The organism is Cobetia sp. cqz5-12, assembly GCF_016495405.1.
GTDB lineage: Bacteria > Pseudomonadota > Gammaproteobacteria > Pseudomonadales > Halomonadaceae > Cobetia.
Genome location: NZ_CP044522.1, coordinates 2,745,652 through 2,766,550, shown reverse-complemented (window position 1 = coordinate 2,766,550; position 20,899 = coordinate 2,745,652). Strand labels below are relative to the sequence as shown.

The following is a 20,899-nucleotide window of genomic DNA, read 5'->3' as shown; positions in this document are numbered from 1 at the left end:
CGAGCGTTTCTCATATCGATGGTCTCTCTTCCGGATGCCTCCGGTCGCGCGCGCGCAAGCTCGCGCGATGTTCTTCTTCGCATGACATGCAAGGAATGCCCCATGCCAACACGTGACGCCCAGCCCTCCACGGTGGTGCTGGTCTCCAACTCGTCGTTCTTTCTCTACAACTTCCATCGCGGCATCATCGAAGGGCTGCGTGACTCGGGCTATCGCGTGGTGTGCCTTGCGCCCACCGATGCGCATAGCAAGTACCTGGTGGATGAGCTCAAGGTCGAGCATCGTGCGCTGGGCATGGAGGGCAAGGGCACTTCGCTGGTCGGGGAGGGCAAGAGCCTGCTGGCATTGTTGGGGACATTGCTGAAACTCAAGCCGCGCTATGTTCTCAACTTCACCATCAAGGCCAATGTCTATTCGGGACTGGCCTGTCGGCTGCTCAAGATTCCCTATACCAACAACGTCTCGGGGTTGGGCACCGCCTTCATACACGACAGCTGGCTGTTCCGTCGGGTACGGGCGTTGTATGGCTTCGCCAATCGTGGCGCGCGTTGCGTGTTCTTCGAGAACCGCGATGACCAACGCCTGTTCATGCGTCTCGGATTGCAGAAGTCCACGCCGTCTGTCGTGCTGCCCGGTGCCGGTATCGACCCGCAGCGCTTCGCCTTTGCGCCGCAACCACAGACACCACCACTGACCTTCGTGATGGTTGCTCGCCTGATCGGCGACAAGGGGGTGCGGGAATACGTGTCGGCGGCCGAGCGTCTGCATGAGCGTTACCCGCAGGCACGCTTCTGGTTGATCGGCCCGTCAGGAATCAGCAACCGCACCGCGATCAGCGACGAGGAAATCGCTGCCTGGCGCGAGCGCGGCGTATTGCACTACCTGGGCGAACAGCGGGATGTGCGTCCCTTCCTGGCCGAGGCCAATGTGCTGGTGCTGCCGTCGTATCGGGAGGGCATGCCGCGCACGGTACTGGAGGCGGCCTCGATGGGGCGTCCGGCGATCGTCAGTGATGTGCCGGGGTGTCGCAGCTCAGTCAAGCCTGGCGTCACTGGCTGGCTGTGCGAAGCGGCCGATGTCGAGTCCCTGGAGCAGCAGATGCAGGGCTGTCTGGACATGCCGCAAGCGGCGTTGATCGAGGCGGGGCAGGCGGCACGTATGCGTATCGAACGTGAATTCGATCAGCAGATCGTGGTGCGTGCCTATCTGGGCTGTCTGCAGCACACACTGGATATCGAGTTGCGTAAGTCAGTACTCGCTACTGCGTGAGGCAGGTCGCTAACACATTGACACCGTTGGATTTTCGTCAGGAAGATGAAGAAAATCGTTCTCGACAGTTGGGCAAATATCAGGAACTGCTGCTGGATTTAACGCGCATAATGGCCCCGCGAGTGAGAGTGACAGGCGCCTGCCTGGAGAGCTCAATCGGTCGGGACAGTGCTTCTTCTTGCCATGACACACCGTGTGTCGCTGAACAGGCCGTCTCGCTGGAACGCGATCGATCGTTATCAAAGGGAAGGATGCCCGTGAGTACCATCAACAGAGAGCAGAATGTCGTCATGAGTGGATATCGTTTCTGCGCCCAATGCGGGGGCGCCAGCGTACATCGCGTAAAACGCCATTGGTGGCAGCGACTGGCCGGCAAGGCGCCGCTCTATCACTGTGAAGACTGCGGCATCATTCATCGCGTCTCGACTGAAGCCATCACTGCCAGCCGGACGAGCAAGCAGGACGCTGAGTCGTCACACTCGATTGCTGGCCGCTGATCCTGTTGGCAGGTGCCAGCATTGAGCCAATGAGCTTATTGAGCTAATGAGCTGACAAGACGAGCCTGGCGCGCCAGCATTGGATTTACCTTTTCATCCGCCATGCCACGGCGCGCGTTACAGGCCCACCACGACTCAGTGCGAAGCGTGCCTCTCAAAAGGCGGGATGGGCAAGACACGTTGAGCTGTCATTCCGCATGACGCCTGGCAGTGTCCGTTCAGCGCTCGGGCCGCTTGTCACTTCCGCATCGCAAGATCGCTTCCCGTACCGGCTCCCCGAGCCCGGTTTCCAGGCACGCCCCTCTTGCCGTTCTGTCTTGCCGACGTATCGTCCTTCTGACGAACCGTTCTTCACAAAAGTGCCTGATGCATTTTTCTTCCTGAAGCGGTCAAGACGTGCTGCCTGGCGGTAGTCCTGCTTTCAGCAAGCTGACACGAGCGTTCTGTGCGTTCGATCTGCACTGGATCGTCCCGCTTCATGTCATACCCCCTATCTCCCGCCATCGACCCTCGTCGGTGGCGGGTTTTTTCTGTGCCGCAGTTGAGCATTCCGATCAAGCAAGGCGTTATCGCGCCTGCGGGCGGGTGCCTCGCGGCGAGCATTTCCCTGTGGAGCGCATGAGCCAATGAAGATTCTGTTTGTCGTCGGTAATCTTTCCAGCGACGGAGGCACGGAACGTGTCACATGCGAAATTGCCAGCGGACTGGCGCGCTCGGGCCATGACGTGATGATCGCGAGTCTGTTCGGGCCAGCGACCAGCTCGTTTGCCCTGGAGGACAGCATCACGACCTGTTGCCTGAATCTGAAGGAGGCCAGAGGCGGGGCCCGACGGTCGCTGGGCATCAGTTCGGCGCTACTGACCAAGGTCCGTCACCAACAGGCCGATGTAGTGGTACTGGTGGATTCGATCCTGTTCGCCTTCTGTGCGCCGTGGGCCCCGTTCCAGCGCGCGCGGATCATCTGCTGGGAGCATTTCAACCTCGCCACCGATCATGGTTCACGCCTGCGTTCGGTAGGGCGCTCGACCGCCGTGCGCCTGGCCGATGCCATCGTGGTGCTCACCGAGCGGGATGCCGAGGCCTGGCGAGCGCGCTACCGCATCCGCGACAAGGTCGGCGCGATCTGGAATCCGGTACCGCACTTCCCCAAGTCCAGCGAAGAGGGCGCAGCGTCGCGTACCGTGCTTGCTGTCGGCCGCCTGACGAAGCAGAAGGGCTTCGATGTACTGCTGAACGCCTGGCACAAGGTCGTGTCGGTCCATCCTGACTGGCGACTGCGCATCGTCGGCTGGGGAGAGGATGAAAATGACCTCAAGGCCCAGGCCTGGACGTTGGGCCTGAGTGACAGCGTCGTCTTCGTGGGCCGCACCTCACAGGTGGAAAAGGAGTATCAACGCGCGGCGCTGTACGTGATGAGCTCACGCTGGGAGGGGCTGCCGATGACCCTGCTGGAAGCGCAATCCTTCGGCTTGCCGGTGGTCTCGACAGATTGTGAGACAGGGCCGGCCGAAATCCTGGCCGGCGGCAGCGGTGTGCTGGTGGATGTCGAGGACGATGAGGCACTGGCGCGCGAGATCCGTGACCTGATCACGGATGCAGCCCGCCGTCGCGAGATGTCCTTGCTGGCGCGCGACAATGCCACGCGCTTTGATGCGGACACCCTGTGCGGCGAGTGGCAGCAGCTGCTGGAGCGCCTGATCTCCGGGCGAACCCGCATCGCGGATGCCTCGTGATATGACGCCCTGACATCAGAGCTGGAGCCTGGTATCAACATGGTATCAAAAACGAGCTGGAGAGCAGGGCGTGATCCATTCTGGTGAGCCTTTGGCTAAACATTCGCTGACCAGGCGTCCAGTCACGCCTGCCAATGTCACCCCGATATGCTGATGGCCAAAGGCATGGATCACGCGTGGCTCATTGGGCGATGGGCCGATCACCGGTATGGAGTCGGGCAGGGTGGGACGAAAGCCCAGCCAGCGCCGGGCTACCGGGGCATCCAGTCCCAGCACCCTGCGCACTCGGGTTTCCAGATAATCGAAGCGGGCCGGGTTGGCGGGCCCCGCAAGCGAACTCAACTCCACGGTGCCTGCCACTCGCAGACGCGGCCCTTCGGCGCCTCGCAGAGGCGTCATGTAGAAGGCACTCTCCACCGGACAGGTCGGGCGGTTGAGCGGCGAGTGCTCGAGATCGAATTCGATGTGGTAGCCACGCTCGGTATCCAACGGAATCCTGTCGCCGATCTGGCGGGCGAGATGTGCCGACCAGGCCCCGGCTGCCAGTACCACGCGGTCCGCCATCAACCGTCTGCCGTCGGCGTACTCCAGCAGCATGCCGGAGGCCTGAGAGCTCAGGCGGATGACTTCGGCGGTGACGAGCCGGCCCTCCTCGCGTAGCGGAGCGGCCAGGGTGTCGATGAACACCTGCGGGTCATCCAGATGACAGGAGGAGGGGAACAGCACACCGCCGGCGGTATGGCCTGCCATGGCAGGTTCCAGCGCGATCAGCTCATCCGCTGTCAGCACCTGCTGATGGATGCCGAGCTGGTCACGCAGCCGGATGTCACCCTGCGCGGCCTGCAGGTTCTCGGCCTTGCCATAGGCATAAAGGCAGCCCTTGCGCTGAATCATCGCGGCCGCCGCCGGGGCATCGTCCAGCAGCGGCTGATAGTCCGTGTAGGTATGGCTGAGCAGACGCGCCAGCATCTCGCTGTTGGCCCGAAAGCGCGTGGCATTGCACTGGCCCATGAATCGCATCAGCCAGGGCGAGAGCCTCGGCAGGCATTTCCAGTCGATGACGAAGGGCGAGTCAGGCGATAACAGCAGTGAAGGCATGCTACGCCAGATCTCGGGGCGGGCGATGGGCAGGCAGCCATAATCCGCCAGGGTACTGGCATTGCCGAAGGAGGTGCCGCTGGCGATGCCCTCGCGCTCGATCATCGTCACCTCATGGCCGCTGCGCCGCAGCCACAGGGCGCAGGCGACACCGACGGCGCCCGCGCCGATCACGGCCACTTCCGTGTGTTCGCTATCACTCATCGAATGCTCACCATGTTGTCTTGTCGTTGTTGTCGGGGTGTTTGCGCCGCAATGCATCGCGCCCCGGAGTCAGCCGGGGCGCAGAGTGGGGTCTGTCGAGCATGCCTCGCGGTGATTGGCTCGGCAAGGGCGTCATGCGTCTCGGCAGCGTGTCCGCCAAGGCGCAAGGCGATGAGCGACTCACGGCAAGCGGTTCAGGAGCCGTTCGGTTCCTCGAAGGGCAGCGCGATGTCATCGCCACGCCGCACGGCGAAGACATTCAGCGTCATCGCCACCAGGGCGTAGTAACCCAGTATGCCAACCAGTTCGACCACGACCGTCTCGCCGAACATCGCGACGGCCTCGGCATACAGCGCATCATCGACACGTCGCTCGGCGTAGAGCGCGCGAGTGACGCGATAGATCAGCTGCTCATCGTCTTGTTCAAACGCGGGTTCACGCTCCTCGCGCAGTGCCGTGATGACGTCCGGCGAGAGACCGGCCTGCTCGGCGATCGGCGCGTGGATCTGCCATTCCGCCTGGGACTTCCACCACACCGCCGTGGTGAGAATCGCCAGCTCGCTCAGGCGCAGCTCAAGGCCGGTAGCGTAGCGGCAGAAGGCGCCGAGGCGCTGGGCGTGATTGGCAAGCTCAGGACTGTGGACCCAGGCCAGAAATGGGCCATCGAGGTTGCCGCGGGGACCGCTGAGAATCTCGGCGATCACCTCGCGTTGGGCTGCACTCATGCTGGCCTCATCCAGTTCGGTCAGGCGCGATGTGATCGCCATGAAATTCACTCCATTCAAATCGATTCAAGGATCGTGGGTAGGCAATGCGCCTGCAGCTGAGCCGTCACAGGCTGGCCAGGGTGGTGTCGATGGCACGCCCCAGCTTGTCGGTGATCTCGTCCAGATGCGACTCCTGCAGAATGAACGGCGGTGCCAGCAGGATGTGATCGCCCTGGCGGCCATCCAGGGTGCCGCCCATCGGGTAACACATCAGGCCTTCGGCCATGGCGGCCTTCTTGAGACGCGCGTGAAGCTTGAGGGAGGGATCGAAGGGCTTTTTGGAATCGCGATTCGCCACCAGCTCAAGCCCACGGAAGAGGCCGCGACCGCGGATGTCGCCGATGTGGGGATGGTTCGCGAAGCGCTCGTCCAGGCGTGACTGCAGTCCCTCGCCGAGGACGTTGACACGTGTGAGCAGGTCGCGGGCTTCGATGGTCTGCTGGACCGCCAGCGCTGCGGCACAGGCGGTGGCATGGCCGATGTAGGTATGGCCGTGCTGGAAGAAGCCGGAGCCATTGGCGATGGCATCACGGATGCGCTTGCTGACCAGGGTCGCGCCGACCGGCTGGTAGCCGGCGCCCAGGCCCTTGGCGATGGTGATCAGGTCCGCCGTGACACCTTCCTGCTCGGCGGCGAACAGGCTGCCGGTACGCCCCATGCCGCACATCACCTCGTCGAGAATCAGCAGCACGCCGTAGCGATCACAGACCTCACGGATGCGCGTGAAGTAGCCCGGCACCGCCGTGACGGCCCCCAGGGTGGCACCCACGACGGGTTCAGCCACGAAGGCCATCACGTTCTCGGCGCCCAGGCGCAGGATTTCCTCTTCAAGCTCGGCGGCGAGACGCACGCCCATCGCCTCGGGGGTCTCGTCGGGCTGCTGGCCCCGGTAGGCGTAGCAGGGGCTGACGTGGCTGACATTGATCAGCAGCGGCTCGAACTGCTGACGGCGCCAGGCATTGCCGCCGGTAGCCAGCGCGCCCAGCGTATTGCCATGATAACTCTGGCGCCGCGCGATCAGATGCTTGCGCTGGGGCTGGCCGATCTCGACGAAATACTGACGGGCCAGCTTGAGTGCCGCCTCGACCGCTTCCGAGCCACCGGAGACGAAGTAGACGGACTCGAGCCCCTCGGGAGCGCGCTCGATGAGGAAGTCGGCCAGCTGCTCCATCGGCTCGCTGGTGAAGAATGAGGTATGCGCATAGGCCAGCTGGCTGACCTGGTCCTTGATGGCCTGTGCCACAGTCTCGTCGCTGTGCCCCAGGCAGGACACGGCAGCGCCACCGCTGGCATCCAGATAACGGCGACCCTCTCGATCGACGATGTAAGGGCCATCACCCTGCACGGCGGTGGGGTATTCCTGATTGAGGTTGCGATGCAGTACGTGGCTCATGCGGGCTCCGAGGGGCAGGGGTGCGAGAGTGTTATGCAAATATGTAGTGCATTTATGTTTTATGCAATCAGTCATTGCATATAATCGCCTGTGCCTTCGGACTCGACCGGTCAGAGATGCTACCGTTGCCGCCATCTGTCCCTTGCCAAGGAGGCATCCCATGCCCCCATCCTCCCAAGCCCCCGGGCCCGCATCCCCTGATTCGCCGCCGGAAACCCTGGAAGGGTTGAAACAGCTGCTGGTGGCGATCGATCGCCGTGAAGTGGAGATCCGCCTCGGCGCGAGTTCCCGACGCGTGCTGGCCGTGCTGATCGAATCGCCGCAGCGCACGGCGGTGTCTTCCATCAGCCAGCTGGCGGAATTGACCGGTGTGAATGCCTCGACCTTCTCGCGTCTGGCCCAGCGGCTGGGTTACGAGGGCTTCAGCCGGTTTCAGGATGTCTTCCGTCAGGCAGTGACGGACGGCGAGCACTTCTACAGTCAGCAGGCGGCGCGACTCTCGTCACGTGATGCCGACAGTGGTGCCATGGCACAGCTGGCACGACTGGGGCGTCAGGAAAGCGCCAACATCCTCGGCATGCTCGAGAGGGTGGACGCCGCGGACTTCGAGGCCGCGACCACCTTGCTGGCCGAGGCACCGCGCGTGCGCGTGCATGGCATGCGTCAGTTCAATTCTCTGGCACTGTTCATGGCCTATGGACTTGGCATGCTGCGCCCGGACGTGTCGCCGCTGGATGCCAGTCGTCAGGGCGTGGCGGATGCGCTGGCCCAGCTGACGGCCGATGACGTGCTGGTGGTGGCGAGCTGCTTCCCCTATACCCCAAGCGTGGTGGCCTGCGCCGAGGTGGCGGTGAAGCGCGGCGTCGCGGTGATCGCGTTGACCGACTCGTCCAGCTCTCCGCTGGAGCCGCTGGCGCGCCACAGTTTCCATGTGCCCAATCACAGCCTCTTCTACAGCAACAGCATGAGCGCCTTCATGTTCCTCGCCGAAGGCCTGCTCAGCGAGGTGGCCAGCAAGCTGGGCGATGCCGGGGTGGCCTCGCTCAAGCAGCGCGAGGCGATCATCACGGAGCTGGGAGGCACACGTCGCTGATCCGGCGCCGATGCACTTGTCCCATCTCACGCGGCATGACTGGGCGAGCGCACCAATTGGCAGCATCTGTCTGCTCGCATCCGTTCGCGAATGACTGAAGGCGCGCCAAACTGGTGCGAGGGGTGTCGCCGCGGCGATGTTCACTCTCGCCGTCTAGGCGTGTCAGTCATGCAGACACGTCTCGCAGCGTGGGGTCTGCAGGCCTATGCAGGACCAAAGAGGGGCCTGAAGAAATTGGCGTGATTCCTGCAAACCGACTGAGATGAAATGACATCTGTCAGTGCAAGGAATTTCCCATGAGCCGCGAGTACCGTTATACCCTGGGCAGTCAGGTCCATCGTTTCGCCAGTCTGGCGGAGCTGATGGCCAAGGCGACGCCCGCCCGCTCCGGAGATCGTCTTGCTGGCGTGATCGCGGAAACCGCTGAGGAGCGAGTCGTCGCTCAGCTGTGTCTGGCGGAGTTGCCTCTCAAGACCTTCCTCGAAGACGTGCTGATTCCCTACGAACAGGACGACATCACCCGCTTGATCATCGATGAGCATGATCCGGTGGCGTTCCTGCCGATCGCGCATCTCACCGTCGGCGACTTCCGCAACTGGCTGCTGAGTGACCTCGCGACGCCGGCGGTGCTGGCGCAGGTACGTGCCGGCATCACCCCGGAAATGGCCGCCGCGGTCAGCAAGCTGATGCGCAATCAGGATCTGATTCTGGTCGCCAGGAAGTGCGAGGTGGTCACGGCCTTTCGCAATACCATCGGCAAGAGCGGCCATCTCTCGACTCGCCTGCAGCCCAACCATCCCACTGATGATGTCACGGGCATCGCCGCCAGCATTCTCGATGGGCTGCTCTACGGCAACGGCGACGCGGTGATCGGCATCAATCCGGCCACCGACAACGTGGCCCAGAGCATCAAGCTGATGCGTCTGATGGACGAGGTGATCCAGAAGTATTCGATTCCCACCCAGTCCTGCGTGCTCACCCACGTCACCAACACCATTGAATGCATCGAGCAGGGCGCCCCGGTGGATCTCGTCTTCCAGTCCATCGGCGGCACCCAGGCCACCAACGAGAGCTTCGGTGTCGAGCTTTCCGTGCTGGCGGAGGCGCAGCAGGCGGCGCTGTCACTCAAGCGCGGCACGGTGGGCGACAACGTGATGTATTTCGAGACCGGCCAGGGCAGTGCGCTGTCCGCCGATGCCCATCACGGACTGGACCAGCAGACCTGTGAGGCGCGCGCCTATGCGGTGGCCCGCAAGTACTCGCCGTTGCTGGTGAACACCGTGGTCGGCTTCATCGGTCCCGAGTATCTGTTCAATGGCAAGGAGATCATCCGCGCGGGGCTTGAGGACCATTTCTGCGGCAAGCTGCTGGGGCTGCCGATGGGCTGTGACATCTGCTACACCAATCATGCCGATGCCGACCAGAACGACATGGATACCCTGCTGACGCTGCTCGGGGTGGCGGGCTGCAACTTCATCATGGGCATCCCCGGCTCCGATGACATCATGCTCAACTATCAGACCACCTCCTTCCACGATGCCCTCTATGCACGACGGGTGCTGGGCCTGGGCCCGGCGCCGGAATTCGCCGCCTGGCTCGAGGAGATGCAGATCTTCACCGATGTCGCCCAGCAGAAGCTGCCCGCTGACATGCCGTCCTGCTTTGCCGACTCCCTGCGTCAGGTATCCGGAGGTGAGGCATGAGCCACGACTCCTCCCCCAGTGATGCGCCATCCGCGGCTCGCGAGGGCCAGCAGGGAAAGGCTGTCAGCGATTCGCCCGCCATCGTCACGCCCAATGCCTGGCAGCTGCTGGGGCAGTTCACGGATGCGCGCATCGGCCTGGGCCGCGCCGGCATCAGCCTGCCGACCAACCGCTCGCTGGAATTTCAGCTGGCGCACGCCCGCGCGCAGGACGCCGTCCATCTGCCACTGGAGATTCCCCGACTGATCGAGGATCTCCAGCAGCTGCCCGCCCTCGAGAACGCCCCGGACATCCAGCATCTGCACAGTCGCGCCGTGGATCGCACCACCTATCTGCAACGCCCCGACTACGGGCGACGGCTCGATGAGGCCTCGTGTGAGCAATTGTCGAGCCTCGCACCGGAGCCTGCGGATCTGGCCATCGTGATCGTCGATGGGCTGTCGTCTCTGGCGGTGCAGAACAACGCCGCGCCCTTCATCGCGGCATTGCTGGAAACGCTTGCCGAGGATGGTCCGGATGCCTGGACGCTGACACCGATCAGCGTGGTGGAGCAGGGACGGGTCGCGATCGGCGATGAGGTCGGTGAGCTACTCAAGGCGCGGGCGGTGCTGGTGATGGTCGGCGAGCGCCCCGGTCTCAGCTCACCGGACAGCCTCGGGCTATATCTCACCTGGCAGCCGCGCGTCGGCCTCAGTGATGCCAGTCGCAACTGCATCTCCAACGTGCGCCCGGCAGGGCTCGACTTCGCGATGGCTGCCCAGCGTCTGCATTACCTGCTGCGCGAGGCCCGCAAGCTCGGCCTCACCGGGGTGGGGCTCAAGGACAGAAGTGGCGACAACTCGCTGGAGAGCGGGGGCGGTATCCAGAACTTCCTGCTGTCCTGACGGGATGGCAGCGCATCAGCGGGAATCTCCCGATCCAACAATGACAATACTTGACGGCAACAAGGCGGCACCATGACTCGCGACACGAAAGAGCAGGACTATCTGGCCAGACGCCAGTTGAAGAAGGGCACGGCGGGCTGGATTCTGCTGGCGGGACTCGGGGTCTCCTATGTGATCTCCGGTGATTTCGCCGGCTGGAATTTCGGTATCGCGGAGGCAGGCTGGGGCGGCTTCGCGATCGCAGCGTTGCTGATGGGCATCATGTATCTGGCACTGGTGCTGTCGCTGGCGGAAATGTCAGCGGCCATTCCCGCCGCCGGCGGCGGATACAGCTTCGCGCGCCAGGCCATGGGGCCTGCAGGAGGCTATCTCACCGGCCTTGCGGTATTGATCGAATATGCGCTGGCACCTGCGGCCATCGTCATCTTCATCGGCAGCGCGGTTGAGTCGCTTCTGGGCATCAATGGCCCGATCATCTACGCCATCTTCTACCTGGTGTTCATCGGCATCCACCTGGCGGGGGTCGGCGAGGCGCTCAAGGTGATGATGGTGATCAGCGGCCTGGCGGTGTTCGCTATCATCGCCACCGCGGTCGCGCTGATCGGTGATTTCGACAGCAGCCGCCTGTTCGACATCGCGCCGACGGATGCCTGGGGCGCCAGCGATTTCATGCCCAATGGGTGGTATGGCATCTGGGCCGCGCTGCCCTTCGGCATGTGGCTGTTCCTGGCCGTGGAAGGGGTGCCGCTGGCGGCAGAGGAATCGCGCAATCCGGCTCGTGATGTTCCGCGTGGCATCATCGGCGCCATGCTGTTTCTGATGTTCACCGCCGTGCTCGTCGTCTTCCTGTTGGCCGGCGCCGCGGGCGCCGAGGCGATCGGCAGCAGTGCCGTGCCGCTGGTGGATGCGCTGAACGCGACTGGCAGCGAAGGACTGGCGACGCTGGTCAACGTGCTGGCATTGGCCGGGCTGGTGGCCTCGTTCTTCTCGATCATCTACGGCTACAGCCGTCTGGTGTTCGCGCTGTCACGAGCCGGCTACCTGCCCAAGGCGCTGTCGCTGACCAGCAAGCGCAAGGCGCCGTCCTGGGCGCTGGTGGTGCCGGGCGTCTTCGGCTTCCTGGTCTCGCTGACCGGTGAAGGCGATCTGATCCTGGGCATGGCGGTGGTGGGGGCGACCGTCTCCTACGCACTGATGGCCGCCAGCCACATCCTGTTACGCCTGCGCCAGCCGCAGATGGCGCGTCCCTATCGCACGCCGGGTGGCATCGTGACCTCCTCCATCGCGCTGGTGCTCTCGCTGATCGCGCTGACCGGGGTCTATGCCTTCGATCCGCGTGCCTTCAACTACACCGTGGTGCTGTTCGTGGTGGGCATCGCCTACTACGCCATCTTCAGCCGCCATCAGCTGGTGGCGAAGACCGCTGAGGAAGAGTTTGCGCTGGTGGCCAATGCCGAGAGTGATCTTGCGGCCAGCTGATCCGCTCAGGCAGAATCTTTGGCAAAGACGACAACGCCCGCCATGGCTGACCATGGCGGGCGTTGTCGTCTCTATCTGATGGGCAGGATCAGATCAGAATGGGTATTGCGCCAGAAATTCCTGAGCGGCAGCAGCTGGGTCGGCGGCAGAACACAATGCCGAAACCACGGCGAGGCCGTCGGTGCCGCTGCTCATGACGTCTCCCGCATTGGCCAACGAGATACCGCCGATGGCGACCGTCGGCAGCGGGCTTGAGCGCACCAGCTGGGTGAGTCCCTCAATGCCCAGCGGTGCGGCGTGGTCCGGCTTGGTGGGAGTGGCATACACCGGGCCGAGGCCAAGATAGTCGATGCGTTCGATATCGACATCCTTGAGCTGTTCAAGCGTCTGCACCGACAGGCCGATCAGCACGTCATCGCCCAGCCGGCGGCGCGCCTCGATCGGGTCGCCATCGCTCTGGCCGATGTGCAGGCCATCGGCGCCACTGGCCAGCGCGACCTCGATACGGTCATTGATGATCAGCGGCACCTCGTACTCGTCCAGCAGCGCCTTGAGGCGGATGGCCTGGGCGATCATCTCCTCGTCACTGGCGTGCTTGTCGCGCAGCTGCACGACACTGACGCCGCCGCGCACGGCGGCCATCACGGTGGCTTCCAGGCCGCGCTCGGCGCACAGCGCGGGGTCGGTGACCAGGTAAAGGGATAGATCAAGTGACATCGGTCAGCTCCAGACGAGAGGCAATCAGGGGGGAATCGGCGTCGAGAGTATACAGGGCATCCAGGAAACGTGGCACGAAGCTGCCCGGGCCCTCTACTGACTGGCCCGCCGTCTCACCGGCTTCGGCGTAGCAGGCCAGCGCGGCGGCGGTGGCCTGCAAGGTGTCGTCATGTCCGTCGAGTGAGGCGGCGAGGAAGGCGGCGACCACGCTGCTCAGCGCGCAGCCCATGGCGGTGACGCGCCCCATCAAGGCATGACCACCGCGGACACGAATCACGCGCTTGCCATCAGTGACGACATCGATGGCGCCGGTCATCGCCACCACGCAGTTCTGCGTGCGCGCCAGAGAGATGGCGGCGCGGCTGGCGCGGTCCACTGCATCTTCACTGTCATCGCCACTATCGACGCCGCGACTCTGGCTGGTTTCACCGGCCAGTGCGAGTACCTCGGAGGCATTGGCGCGAATCACGCTGGGGTGATGCTCCAGCAATACGCGGCAGGCATAGTGGCGCAGGCGCGAGGCACCGATGCCGACGGGGTCCAGCACCCAGGGTTTACCCTCACGTTGGGCATACATCGCCGCCAGCTGCATTGCCTCGATCCAGCTTTGGGAGAGGGTGCCGATATTGATCGACAGCGCCGCGCTGATGGTGGATATGTCCTGTGCTTCTTCCTGTGCATGCGCCATCAAGGGGGAGGCACCAATGGCCAGCAGAGTGTTGGCGGTCGGCGTCATGGCGACATGGTTGGTGATGTTGTGCACCAGTGGCGCTGTCTGGCGCAGGTGATGGAGCAGGCTGCCGGGAGAAAGGGATGACGATGGGGTCATGGGATCTCGTGACTGGAGAAAGGAAGCATCAGCGTTCGAGAGTAAAAGCTGGTGCAGAAAGGTCAAGTGGCAAGGCCAGGTGCTGACGGTGGCGTCGCGCGGTAGCTCTCGGTCTCCATCAAGAGTCGCGCATTGGATAATAAATAATATCGTTGTTCTATAAACCTTGACGACAAGTCCATAAGATACAGTCTCTTACGGTCTTTTGTGTACGAGTCATCAGTCAAGGGTCATGCAGTGATACAGACAGGTCATCTCGGTAGCGCCAGCAATCTGGTCATCAAGAACTCGATCAACAAGAACACTTTCGACAAGAACAGCACATGCGTCTCTCATCATGCGCGCCGCTGGCTGGGGAGTGTCGGCAAGAAGGTACTGCTGGCACTGTCGGTCCCGGTCTTGCTGGGCGGTGCCGCCGCCAGCCAGGCGAACGCGGTGATCGCCAGCTGGAATCTGAAGCATGCGGGTTGGAACAACGGCAAGCATCTCGAGCAGGTCGCGGCGGTGGCCAGCCACATGGACCTGATAGGGTTGCAGGAGGTGATGAAGGAGGAGGTCGTCACCGAGCTTGAACATCAGCTGGAAGCGCTGACCGGCGATGAGTGGGACAGTCTGGTCAGCCATGCGGTCGGGCGCAGCACCTATACCGAGCGTTACGCCTATCTCTATCGTGACAAGGCCATCAGCTATCAGGGCGGCGCTGCGGTCTATCTCGACCCGCAGGATGTGTTCTCGCGCGAGCCGCTGCTCGCCACCTTCGTCGAGAAGGAGACTGGGCGAGCCTTCAGCGCCGCCAACGTGCACATCGTCTATGGCGACAGCAAGGCGGATCGCTCGCCGGAAATCCGCGCGCTGGCCGATATCTATGACCTGATGAAGGAAATCTCGCCCGGCACGCCGACGATCATCATGGGCGACTTCAACATGGCTCCGACCGAGCCTGCCTGGGGAGATCTGCGCACCCTCGGCCTGCGCCCATTGATCACCGAGGGTGCGACGACACTCTCCAAGACCGATGGCCGCTATGCCTCGCTCTACGACAACATCTGGTATGTGCCGAGTGAATGGCCCAAGGCCAATGGCGATGTGTTCCGCTTCCCGGACTATCTGGGCATCAGTCATGAGACAGCGCGTGCCGATGTCTCGGACCACGCCCCGATCTATCTGTCGGTGACCGGCGAGACACTTGCGTTGCTGCCGCTGGAGGGTGGTCAGCCCCAAGCGGCGGGCACAGAGGTGGCCAGTCGTGCGTCCAGTACCTCCAGTTCAGCGAGTCAGACCTGCATCGACCTCAACACCGCCAACGCCGACCAGCTGGATCAGCTGCCTAATATCGGGCCGGCGCGCGCCGCCGACATCATCCGTCAGCGCCCGTGGAGTTCCAGCGGCCAGCTGACCCGTATCAGCGGCATCGGCCAGGGCACCGTGAGCAAGATCGTCGCCAGCGGGCTGCTGTGCAGCTGAGAGATGGCCCGATGGTGTCCTGACATGCCCATGACAAGGCCCGCCCCCCATGGATGATGCATGGGGTGCGGGCCTTGTGGTTCAGCGAGGAGTCATATTGCGTCGAGCGGATCAGGTCAGATACTTGGCAAACCACTCAAGGGTTCTGTCCCAGGCAAGCTTGGCGGCTTCCTCGTCATAGCGTGGGGTCGAGTCGTTGTGGAAGCCGTGGTGGGTGCCGGGGTAGATATAGGCCTCGTAGACCTTGTCGTGCTCCTTGAGCGCGGCTTCATAGGCGGGCCAGCCGGCATTGACGCGCTCGTCATGCTCGGCGTACTGCAGCAGCAGCGGCGCCTGGATGGCTGCGACTTCCTCGGCGCGTGGCTGGCGGCCGTAGAAGGGCACGGCGCAGGCCAGTTCCGGATAGGCGACGGCGGCTGCATTGGAGACGCCCCCGCCGTAGCAGAAGCCGGTGATGCCGATCTTGCCGGTGGTGCGGTTCTCGGCCATCAGGTATTCGATGGCGGCAAAGAAGTCGTTCATCAGCTTTTCGGGGGCGATCTGCGCCTGCAGCTCCTTGCCCTTGGGGTCATTGCCCGGATAGCCGCCGACCGAGCTGAGTCCATCCGGTGCCAGAGCGATGTAGCCGGCCTTGGCCACTCGCCGTGCGACATCCTCGATGTAGGGGTTGAGGCCACGGTTCTCGTGCACCACCACCACGCCGGGCAGCAGGCCGGTCATGTTGGCAGGGCGCACCATGTAGGCGCGTACCTCGCCGTGACCCTCGGGGGAGGGATAGGTGATGTATTCGGCGACGATGTCGGGGTCGGTGAACTCGACCTGAGAAGCCAGCGCGTAGTTGGGGCTGAGGCTTGCCAGAATCGAGGTGGCCGTCATGCCCGCGACGGCAAAGGCCGCCGCGCGATCGAGAAACTGGCGGCGGGTGATCTGGCCATGAACATAGCCGTCGTACAGCTCCAGCAACTCGGGGGCAAAATCCTTTGCAGTGAGACGGGTCATGTCAGACTCCTGGGCAAGAGAAGGGACGAGCGAATCTTGAACATAGCAATCCGCCATGACGCTACCAAGTTTTTGCCGTCTTGTTCGCTGAGTCTGTCATTTTCCGAGCTGCTCATTTCCTGAGCCTGACGGTTGAATGGACGTGAGCCGGGATGCGCATATTGCCAGTCGCGGCCGTGTGCATTGTGACTGCAGGCGACAATCATTATCATCTGCGCATTCCTCATGCTGGCAGGCGTGTTCCATGACCTGTCGTGACAGCCGCTGGCTGGCCTTCCTGGCCTGCATGCTTCTTCCCTCTCCCGATTGGCAGACCTTGCTGGTGATTGAAAAAAGTCCGATGTCTCCCCCCGCGCACGCTCAAGCCTCAGCGCCTGATTCGTCGCCTACGCTCGCCCAGCAATACCGACGCTTCGCCTGGAAACGCGTGGTGATTCTCTCCGCGCTGGGCCTGGCGCTGTTGCTGGCCATCTTCGGCGACATCATGACCGGCCCGGCGGATCTCGCGTTGAGTGATCTGCTGGGGGAACTGTTCAGTCCCGGTTCCCACGGCCCCATCAATGAAGCCATCGTCTGGCAGATTCGCCTGCCGACCGCCGTGATGGCGGCGCTGGTCGGTGCCGCTTTGGGGCTTGCGGGTGCCGAGATGCAGACCGTACTCAACAACGCCCTGGCCAGCCCCTTCACGTTGGGCGTGGGCGCAGCGGCGACGCTTGGCGCCTCGCTGGTCATCATCATGGATGTCAGCCTGCCGGGCCTGCCGCCCAGTTACACCATCGCGCTGATGGCCTTCGTGTTCGCGGCGCTGTCGATTCTGGCCATCGATGCCGTGGCATCGCTGTATGGCGCCAGCCGCGAGGTCATCGTGCTGTTCGGCATCGCGCTGGTCTTCGTGCTCAATGCCGTCAATGCGCTGGTGCAGTTCGTGGCCAGTCCCGATGCGCTGCAACAGCTGGTGTTCTGGACCATGGGTAGCCTCTCGGAAGCCTCGTGGGAGCGGGTCGCGATCATCGCAAGCGTCTTGGTCGTCTGCCTGCCCTTCGCCATGCGGCGTGCCTGGGCGCTGACGGCGCTGCGTGCCGGGGAAGACCATGCGCGCAGCTTCGGCGTGCCGGTCACCCGCCTGCGCCGCACGGCGTTGTTGCGCGTCAGCCTGCTGGCGGCAGTGGCGGTGGCCTTCGTCGGCACCATCGGTTTCATCGGCCTGGTCGGGCCACACATGGCGCGTCTGGCGCTGGGGGAAGACCATCGCTTCTATCTGCCCGGCAGTGCGCTGGCGGGGGCACTGGTGCTGTCACTGGCCGCCACGGCCAGTGAGTCGCTGGTGCCCGGGCTGGTGCTGCCGGTGGGGATCGTGACGTCCCTGATCGGCATTCCGTGCTTCCTCGCCTTGCTGCTCGGTCAGCGCAGGGGGCAGGCATGAATCATCACGTCTTTGATTCGCAAGCGGCGCTGAAGATCTCGCAGCTGACCACCGGCTATCAGCGTCGGCTGATCTTCGATCGTCTCGATCTGCCTGCGTTGCCGGCGGGCTCACTGGTCGGTGTGCTCGGGCCGAATGCGGTGGGCAAGTCGACCTTCCTCAAGGCGATTGCCGGCATGCGTCCGGCCAAGGGCGAGATCCGCCTCGGCGAGCTTGAGCTGTCGTCGCTGCACGGGGCGAACCGCATGCGCCATGTCGGCTACCTGCCGCAGACGCTGCCGCAGCCCACCAGTCTGGTGGCCTATGAAGCCGTGGCCAGCGCCTGTCGCGCGGCGCGTGCCGAATTGAGTCGCGAGGCCACCGACTCGCTGGTCGAGCAGGTCTTCGCGCGCCTGTCGCTGCATTCGCTGGCCTTCCGGCGCATGGATACGCTCTCCGGTGGACAGCGTCAGATGGTCGGTCTCGCTCAGGCGCTGGTGCGCCAGCCGCAACTGCTGCTGCTGGATGAGCCGACCAGTGCGCTGGATTTACGCTGGCAGCTGGCCTTGATCGAGGGCGTGCGCGGTGTAGTGCAGGAGCAGCAGGCCATCTGCCTGATCGCGCTGCATGACATCAATCTGGCGCTGCGTTTCTGCGATCAGATCATCCTGTTCGCGCCCTCCGGCCTGCTGGCCACCGGGGCACCGCGGGAGGTGATCACCGCTGAGCATCTGCGTGAGGCCTACGGCATCGAGGCGCGGATCGAGAGTTGCTCGCTGGGGCATCCGGTGGTGCTCACCGACCGCGTCGCTGATTCGGCCCAGGCGGATATCGGTCAGATCACTCGTGATCTTGGAGTCCGTCGATGAACGTAGGGGCGATGACGACGATGCGGCGTGGCGGCAGGCACTGGGCCGGGGGTTGCCTGCTGGCGTTCACGAGTCTCTTCGCGGCGGGGCTCGCAAGCGCCTCGGACAGCGTCGCCCGTGAGGCCGAGCCGGTTGCCAAGGTGCCTTTCGCTACTGAAAAGGCTCAGGCCAGCTTCCCGCGTCAGGTGACGGATCTTGCCGGGCGCAAGGTTATGCTTGAGGCCTCACCACAGCGCATCTTCCTGGCCCAGCCGCGCCAGCTGTATGCGCTGCTGACGCTGCTGGATGCGCCACTCGAGCGTATCGTCGGCTGGGCCTATCCCCTGTCGGTGTTTGATCCCGCGATGACCGAGCGTCTCGAGGCGCGCTGGCCGCAACTCGCCACGCTGCCAGCGCTGAGTCGCGCCTCGACGCCGAGCCTTGAGGGCGAGGCGCTGCTGGCGCTGACGCCGGACCTGGTACTGTTCGATCTCTCCCAGCGTTCGCGTATCGAAGGCTCGCCGCTGGCAGCACTGCTGGACGAGGTCGGCACTCCCTGGCTGTATGTCGAGTTCAATCATCATCCGCTGCAGGATGCCCCGGTCAGCGTGCGCCTGCTGGGCGAGGTGCTCGGTGTTGAAGCGCGTGCCCACGAGGTGGATGACACCATGGCGGCGCATCTGGCGCTGATTGACGAACGTCTGGCGACGATAACCGAACGGCCGCGTGTGCTGATCAACATCGCACCGGGCGTGAAGGTGGATTGCTGCCGTACCAATCTGCACAACGGCGTGGCGGACCTGGTCACGCGGGCCGGTGGGCGCAATCTGGCCGCTGAACTGGCGCCGGTCAGCGGTGCCACTCTCAGCAAGGAGTGGGTGCTGGCACACCCGCCCGAGGCGATTCTCAATACCGGTGGCCAGTGGGCCAAGGGCGATGGCCTGCGCGCCGGCATCGGTATCTCGGGTGAGGATATCCAGCACGATCTGGCGCGCATGGTGCAGACACTGCCCGGCTGGCAGTCGCTGGATGCCGTCAAGCAGGGCCGGGTGATGGCGCTATGGCATGGCTTCCATCAAGGGCCTTATGCCATCGTCGCGCTGGAGGCCATCGCGCGCTGGCTGCACCCGGAGACCTTTGCCGATCTCGACCCCATGGCCACCTTTGCCTGGCTGATGAATGACCCGACGCTTTCACGCAACAGCGGCCACTTCTGGGGACAGCTGGCCATCGACGAGGAGACCAGAGGCGCCGAGTGAGTCTGTCGACAGCCTGGCGTCAAGGTTCGGAAGTCGTATTTCCTGATTGAGGCTTTCCTGAAACGATGGAGTCATCGTGATCACCTGACTCGTACGTCAGGCCCGTGGGGGAGTCTGCATGTCCGAACCCGATGACCATGGACCGGCCTCGACGATCAGCCCGGTGCGCAGTGCGCAGCTGGTGGCGATCGTCCTGGCGCTGATCGAGCTGTTCCAGGGAGATTGGCAGGGCGCCCTGCTGCTGGGCGGGACAGGTTGGGTGATCGGACTTTTCAAGCATCCGCGCTGAAAGGCGGCGCGAGTGGTACGTCTTTTCCGTGACAGGAAATCAGGGGGTAATGTGGCCAAGACACGCATGGTGACCCAGTTCGGCATGGGCACTTCCATTCGCAGCCAGAACTACACCGAGGCGGCGGCCCGCGGGATTCGAGATGCCCTGTGGCACAACTCCCTGAATGTGGCGGATGCCTTCGGCTTTCCCAAGGAGGCGATGCTGATCGAGGTCGAGATCGGTGTGCAGCAGCCCGACAAGGTCGACAGTGACGCCCTGCTGGGTATCTTTCCCTACGGTCAGCCCAGTGTGCGTGTGGTCAAGGGCGGGCTGGACGTCGCCAAGCCGGATGGCAGCGGTGTGAGCGTGATGGCCAATGTCGCCATCATCGTGTCCTTCGATATGGTCGCGGCTGGCGATGGTGCTGAGGCGGCCATGCCCGTGCAGGGCGCAGGAGGTCAATCATGAGCGAGCAACGCATCATTCTCGAGATGGGCACCGGCAATGACCTCTACGGTCAGGACTACACCAAGGCGGCCTGCCGTGCGGTGCAGGACGCCCTGCATCACTCCTCCATCGTGATGTTCCAGTCACTCGGCATCGATCACCAGCAGATGCGCGTCGAGGTCACCATCGGCGTGCAGCAACCCGACGCCGTCGATGTGGATGTCGTGACACGAGAGCTGCCGCGTGGGCGCGCCGAAGTGACGGTCGTGCATGGCGGTCTCGACGTGCATGACGAAGCCAATGGCCAGACGCATGTCGTGGCCTCGGCCGCCATCGCCGCCATGCTCGATATCGATCACGACGCCTGGCAGCTGTGTCAGTCGTAGGCGAGCGCGCTGTCTGAGGTCGTGTCGGTCAACAAGGAAAGCCCCTGTGCGTCAGTGACGTACGGGGGCTTTTCGGTTCAGGCCAGGTGGCGCAGGTGCTGACTCCGGACTCGTGTGGCGACATGGGGATGGCAGCTCTGGTGGCCATGATACGTGC

The 20,899-nt window shown here is 63.6% G+C and carries 19 protein-coding genes; 13 read left to right on the top strand and 6 right to left on the bottom strand.

Features of this window, described 5'->3' with window-relative positions:
- Positions 1-102 precede the first annotated feature (102 nt).
- A complete protein-coding gene (locus F8A90_RS11555) occupies positions 103-1,269 on the top strand; it encodes a glycosyltransferase family 4 protein (RefSeq protein WP_200017253.1) in 1,167 nt (388 codons plus the stop codon).
- Positions 1,270-2,392: 1,123 nt separating this feature from the next.
- Positions 2,393-3,499, top strand: coding sequence for a glycosyltransferase family 4 protein (locus F8A90_RS11550; protein WP_200017252.1), 1,107 nt, complete (start codon positions 2,393-2,395; stop codon positions 3,497-3,499).
- A gap of 45 nt (positions 3,500-3,544) precedes the next feature.
- Here F8A90_RS11550 and F8A90_RS11545 read toward each other — a convergent pair whose 3' ends face one another.
- The 3 genes from F8A90_RS11545 to F8A90_RS11535 all read right to left on the bottom strand — a co-directional run bounded on the left by F8A90_RS11545 (position 3,545) and on the right by F8A90_RS11535 (position 6,961).
- Positions 3,545-4,801 (bottom strand): NAD(P)/FAD-dependent oxidoreductase, encoded by a 1,257-nt coding sequence (locus F8A90_RS11545; RefSeq protein WP_200017251.1) that lies wholly within the window; start codon positions 4,799-4,801, stop codon positions 3,545-3,547.
- 194 nt (positions 4,802-4,995) lie between these two features.
- Positions 4,996-5,568 (bottom strand): carboxymuconolactone decarboxylase family protein, encoded by a 573-nt coding sequence (locus F8A90_RS11540; RefSeq protein ID WP_200017250.1) that lies wholly within the window; start codon positions 5,566-5,568, stop codon positions 4,996-4,998.
- 64 nt (positions 5,569-5,632) lie between these two features.
- Positions 5,633-6,961, bottom strand: a complete 1,329-nt coding sequence (locus tag F8A90_RS11535) for an aspartate aminotransferase family protein (RefSeq protein WP_200017249.1) — start codon at positions 6,959-6,961, stop codon at positions 5,633-5,635.
- A 160-nt stretch (positions 6,962-7,121) separates the two neighbouring features.
- Between F8A90_RS11535 and F8A90_RS11530 the strand changes: the two genes are divergently transcribed.
- From F8A90_RS11530 to eat, 4 genes are all read left to right on the top strand, one after another.
- Complete coding sequence (locus F8A90_RS11530; protein WP_200017248.1) at positions 7,122-8,054, top strand: MurR/RpiR family transcriptional regulator; 933 nt, start codon at positions 7,122-7,124, stop codon at positions 8,052-8,054.
- A gap of 296 nt (positions 8,055-8,350) precedes the next feature.
- A complete protein-coding gene (locus tag F8A90_RS11525; protein ID WP_200017247.1) occupies positions 8,351-9,757 on the top strand; it encodes an ethanolamine ammonia-lyase subunit EutB in 1,407 nt (468 codons plus the stop codon).
- The gene (gene eutC / locus F8A90_RS11520; RefSeq protein WP_200017246.1) at positions 9,754-10,641 is read left to right on the top strand and encodes an ethanolamine ammonia-lyase subunit EutC; all 888 of its coding nucleotides are present in this window, start codon (positions 9,754-9,756) and stop codon (positions 10,639-10,641) included. Before F8A90_RS11525 ends, eutC begins: the two co-directional genes overlap by 4 nt.
- Before the next feature lie 72 nt (positions 10,642-10,713).
- Positions 10,714-12,120 (top strand): ethanolamine permease, encoded by a 1,407-nt coding sequence (eat, locus tag F8A90_RS11515; RefSeq protein WP_200017245.1) that lies wholly within the window; start codon positions 10,714-10,716, stop codon positions 12,118-12,120.
- A 93-nt stretch (positions 12,121-12,213) separates the two neighbouring features.
- On the opposite strand, the gene thiE is transcribed toward eat, so the two are convergent.
- Both thiE and thiM read right to left on the bottom strand, forming a co-directional pair.
- Positions 12,214-12,837, bottom strand: a complete 624-nt coding sequence (thiE, locus tag F8A90_RS11510; RefSeq protein WP_200017244.1) for a thiamine phosphate synthase — start codon at positions 12,835-12,837, stop codon at positions 12,214-12,216.
- The gene (thiM, locus tag F8A90_RS11505) at positions 12,827-13,666 is read right to left on the bottom strand and encodes a hydroxyethylthiazole kinase (protein WP_200017243.1); all 840 of its coding nucleotides are present in this window, start codon (positions 13,664-13,666) and stop codon (positions 12,827-12,829) included. Before thiM ends, thiE begins: the two co-directional genes overlap by 11 nt.
- Before the next feature lie 237 nt (positions 13,667-13,903).
- On the opposite strand from thiM, the gene F8A90_RS11500 reads away from it, so the two are divergent.
- On the top strand, positions 13,904-15,130 hold the full coding sequence (locus F8A90_RS11500; protein ID WP_233593301.1) for an endonuclease/exonuclease/phosphatase family protein: 1,227 nt from the start codon (positions 13,904-13,906) through the stop codon (positions 15,128-15,130).
- 111 nt (positions 15,131-15,241) lie between these two features.
- Here F8A90_RS11500 and yghX read toward each other — a convergent pair whose 3' ends face one another.
- Complete coding sequence (gene yghX, locus F8A90_RS11495) at positions 15,242-16,129, bottom strand: YghX family hydrolase (protein WP_200017242.1); 888 nt, start codon at positions 16,127-16,129, stop codon at positions 15,242-15,244.
- 244 nt (positions 16,130-16,373) lie between these two features.
- Here yghX and F8A90_RS11490 point away from each other — a divergent pair, with 244 nt between their 5' ends.
- The 6 genes from F8A90_RS11490 to F8A90_RS11465 all read left to right on the top strand — a co-directional run bounded on the left by F8A90_RS11490 (position 16,374) and on the right by F8A90_RS11465 (position 20,742).
- Entirely contained in the window at positions 16,374-17,552 is a 1,179-nt protein-coding gene (locus F8A90_RS11490) for a FecCD family ABC transporter permease (protein WP_233593300.1), read from the top strand.
- A complete protein-coding gene (locus F8A90_RS11485) occupies positions 17,549-18,400 on the top strand; it encodes an ABC transporter ATP-binding protein (protein WP_200017241.1) in 852 nt (283 codons plus the stop codon). Before F8A90_RS11490 ends, F8A90_RS11485 begins: the two co-directional genes overlap by 4 nt.
- A gap of 11 nt (positions 18,401-18,411) precedes the next feature.
- Positions 18,412-19,638 carry an ABC transporter substrate-binding protein gene (locus F8A90_RS11480; protein ID WP_233593299.1) on the top strand — a complete coding sequence of 409 codons (1,227 nt, stop codon included), beginning with the start codon at positions 18,412-18,414 and terminating at the stop codon, positions 19,636-19,638.
- A 118-nt stretch (positions 19,639-19,756) separates the two neighbouring features.
- Entirely contained in the window at positions 19,757-19,927 is a 171-nt protein-coding gene (locus F8A90_RS11475) for a hypothetical protein (protein ID WP_166018387.1), read from the top strand.
- Between the two features lie 51 nt (positions 19,928-19,978).
- Positions 19,979-20,377 (top strand): Lin0512 family protein, encoded by a 399-nt coding sequence (locus tag F8A90_RS11470; RefSeq protein WP_200017240.1) that lies wholly within the window; start codon positions 19,979-19,981, stop codon positions 20,375-20,377.
- Positions 20,374-20,742 carry a Lin0512 family protein gene (locus F8A90_RS11465; protein WP_166018383.1) on the top strand — a complete coding sequence of 123 codons (369 nt, stop codon included), beginning with the start codon at positions 20,374-20,376 and terminating at the stop codon, positions 20,740-20,742. The genes F8A90_RS11470 and F8A90_RS11465 overlap by 4 nt, the downstream gene beginning before the upstream one ends.
- The last annotated feature ends 157 nt before the right edge of the window (positions 20,743-20,899 follow it).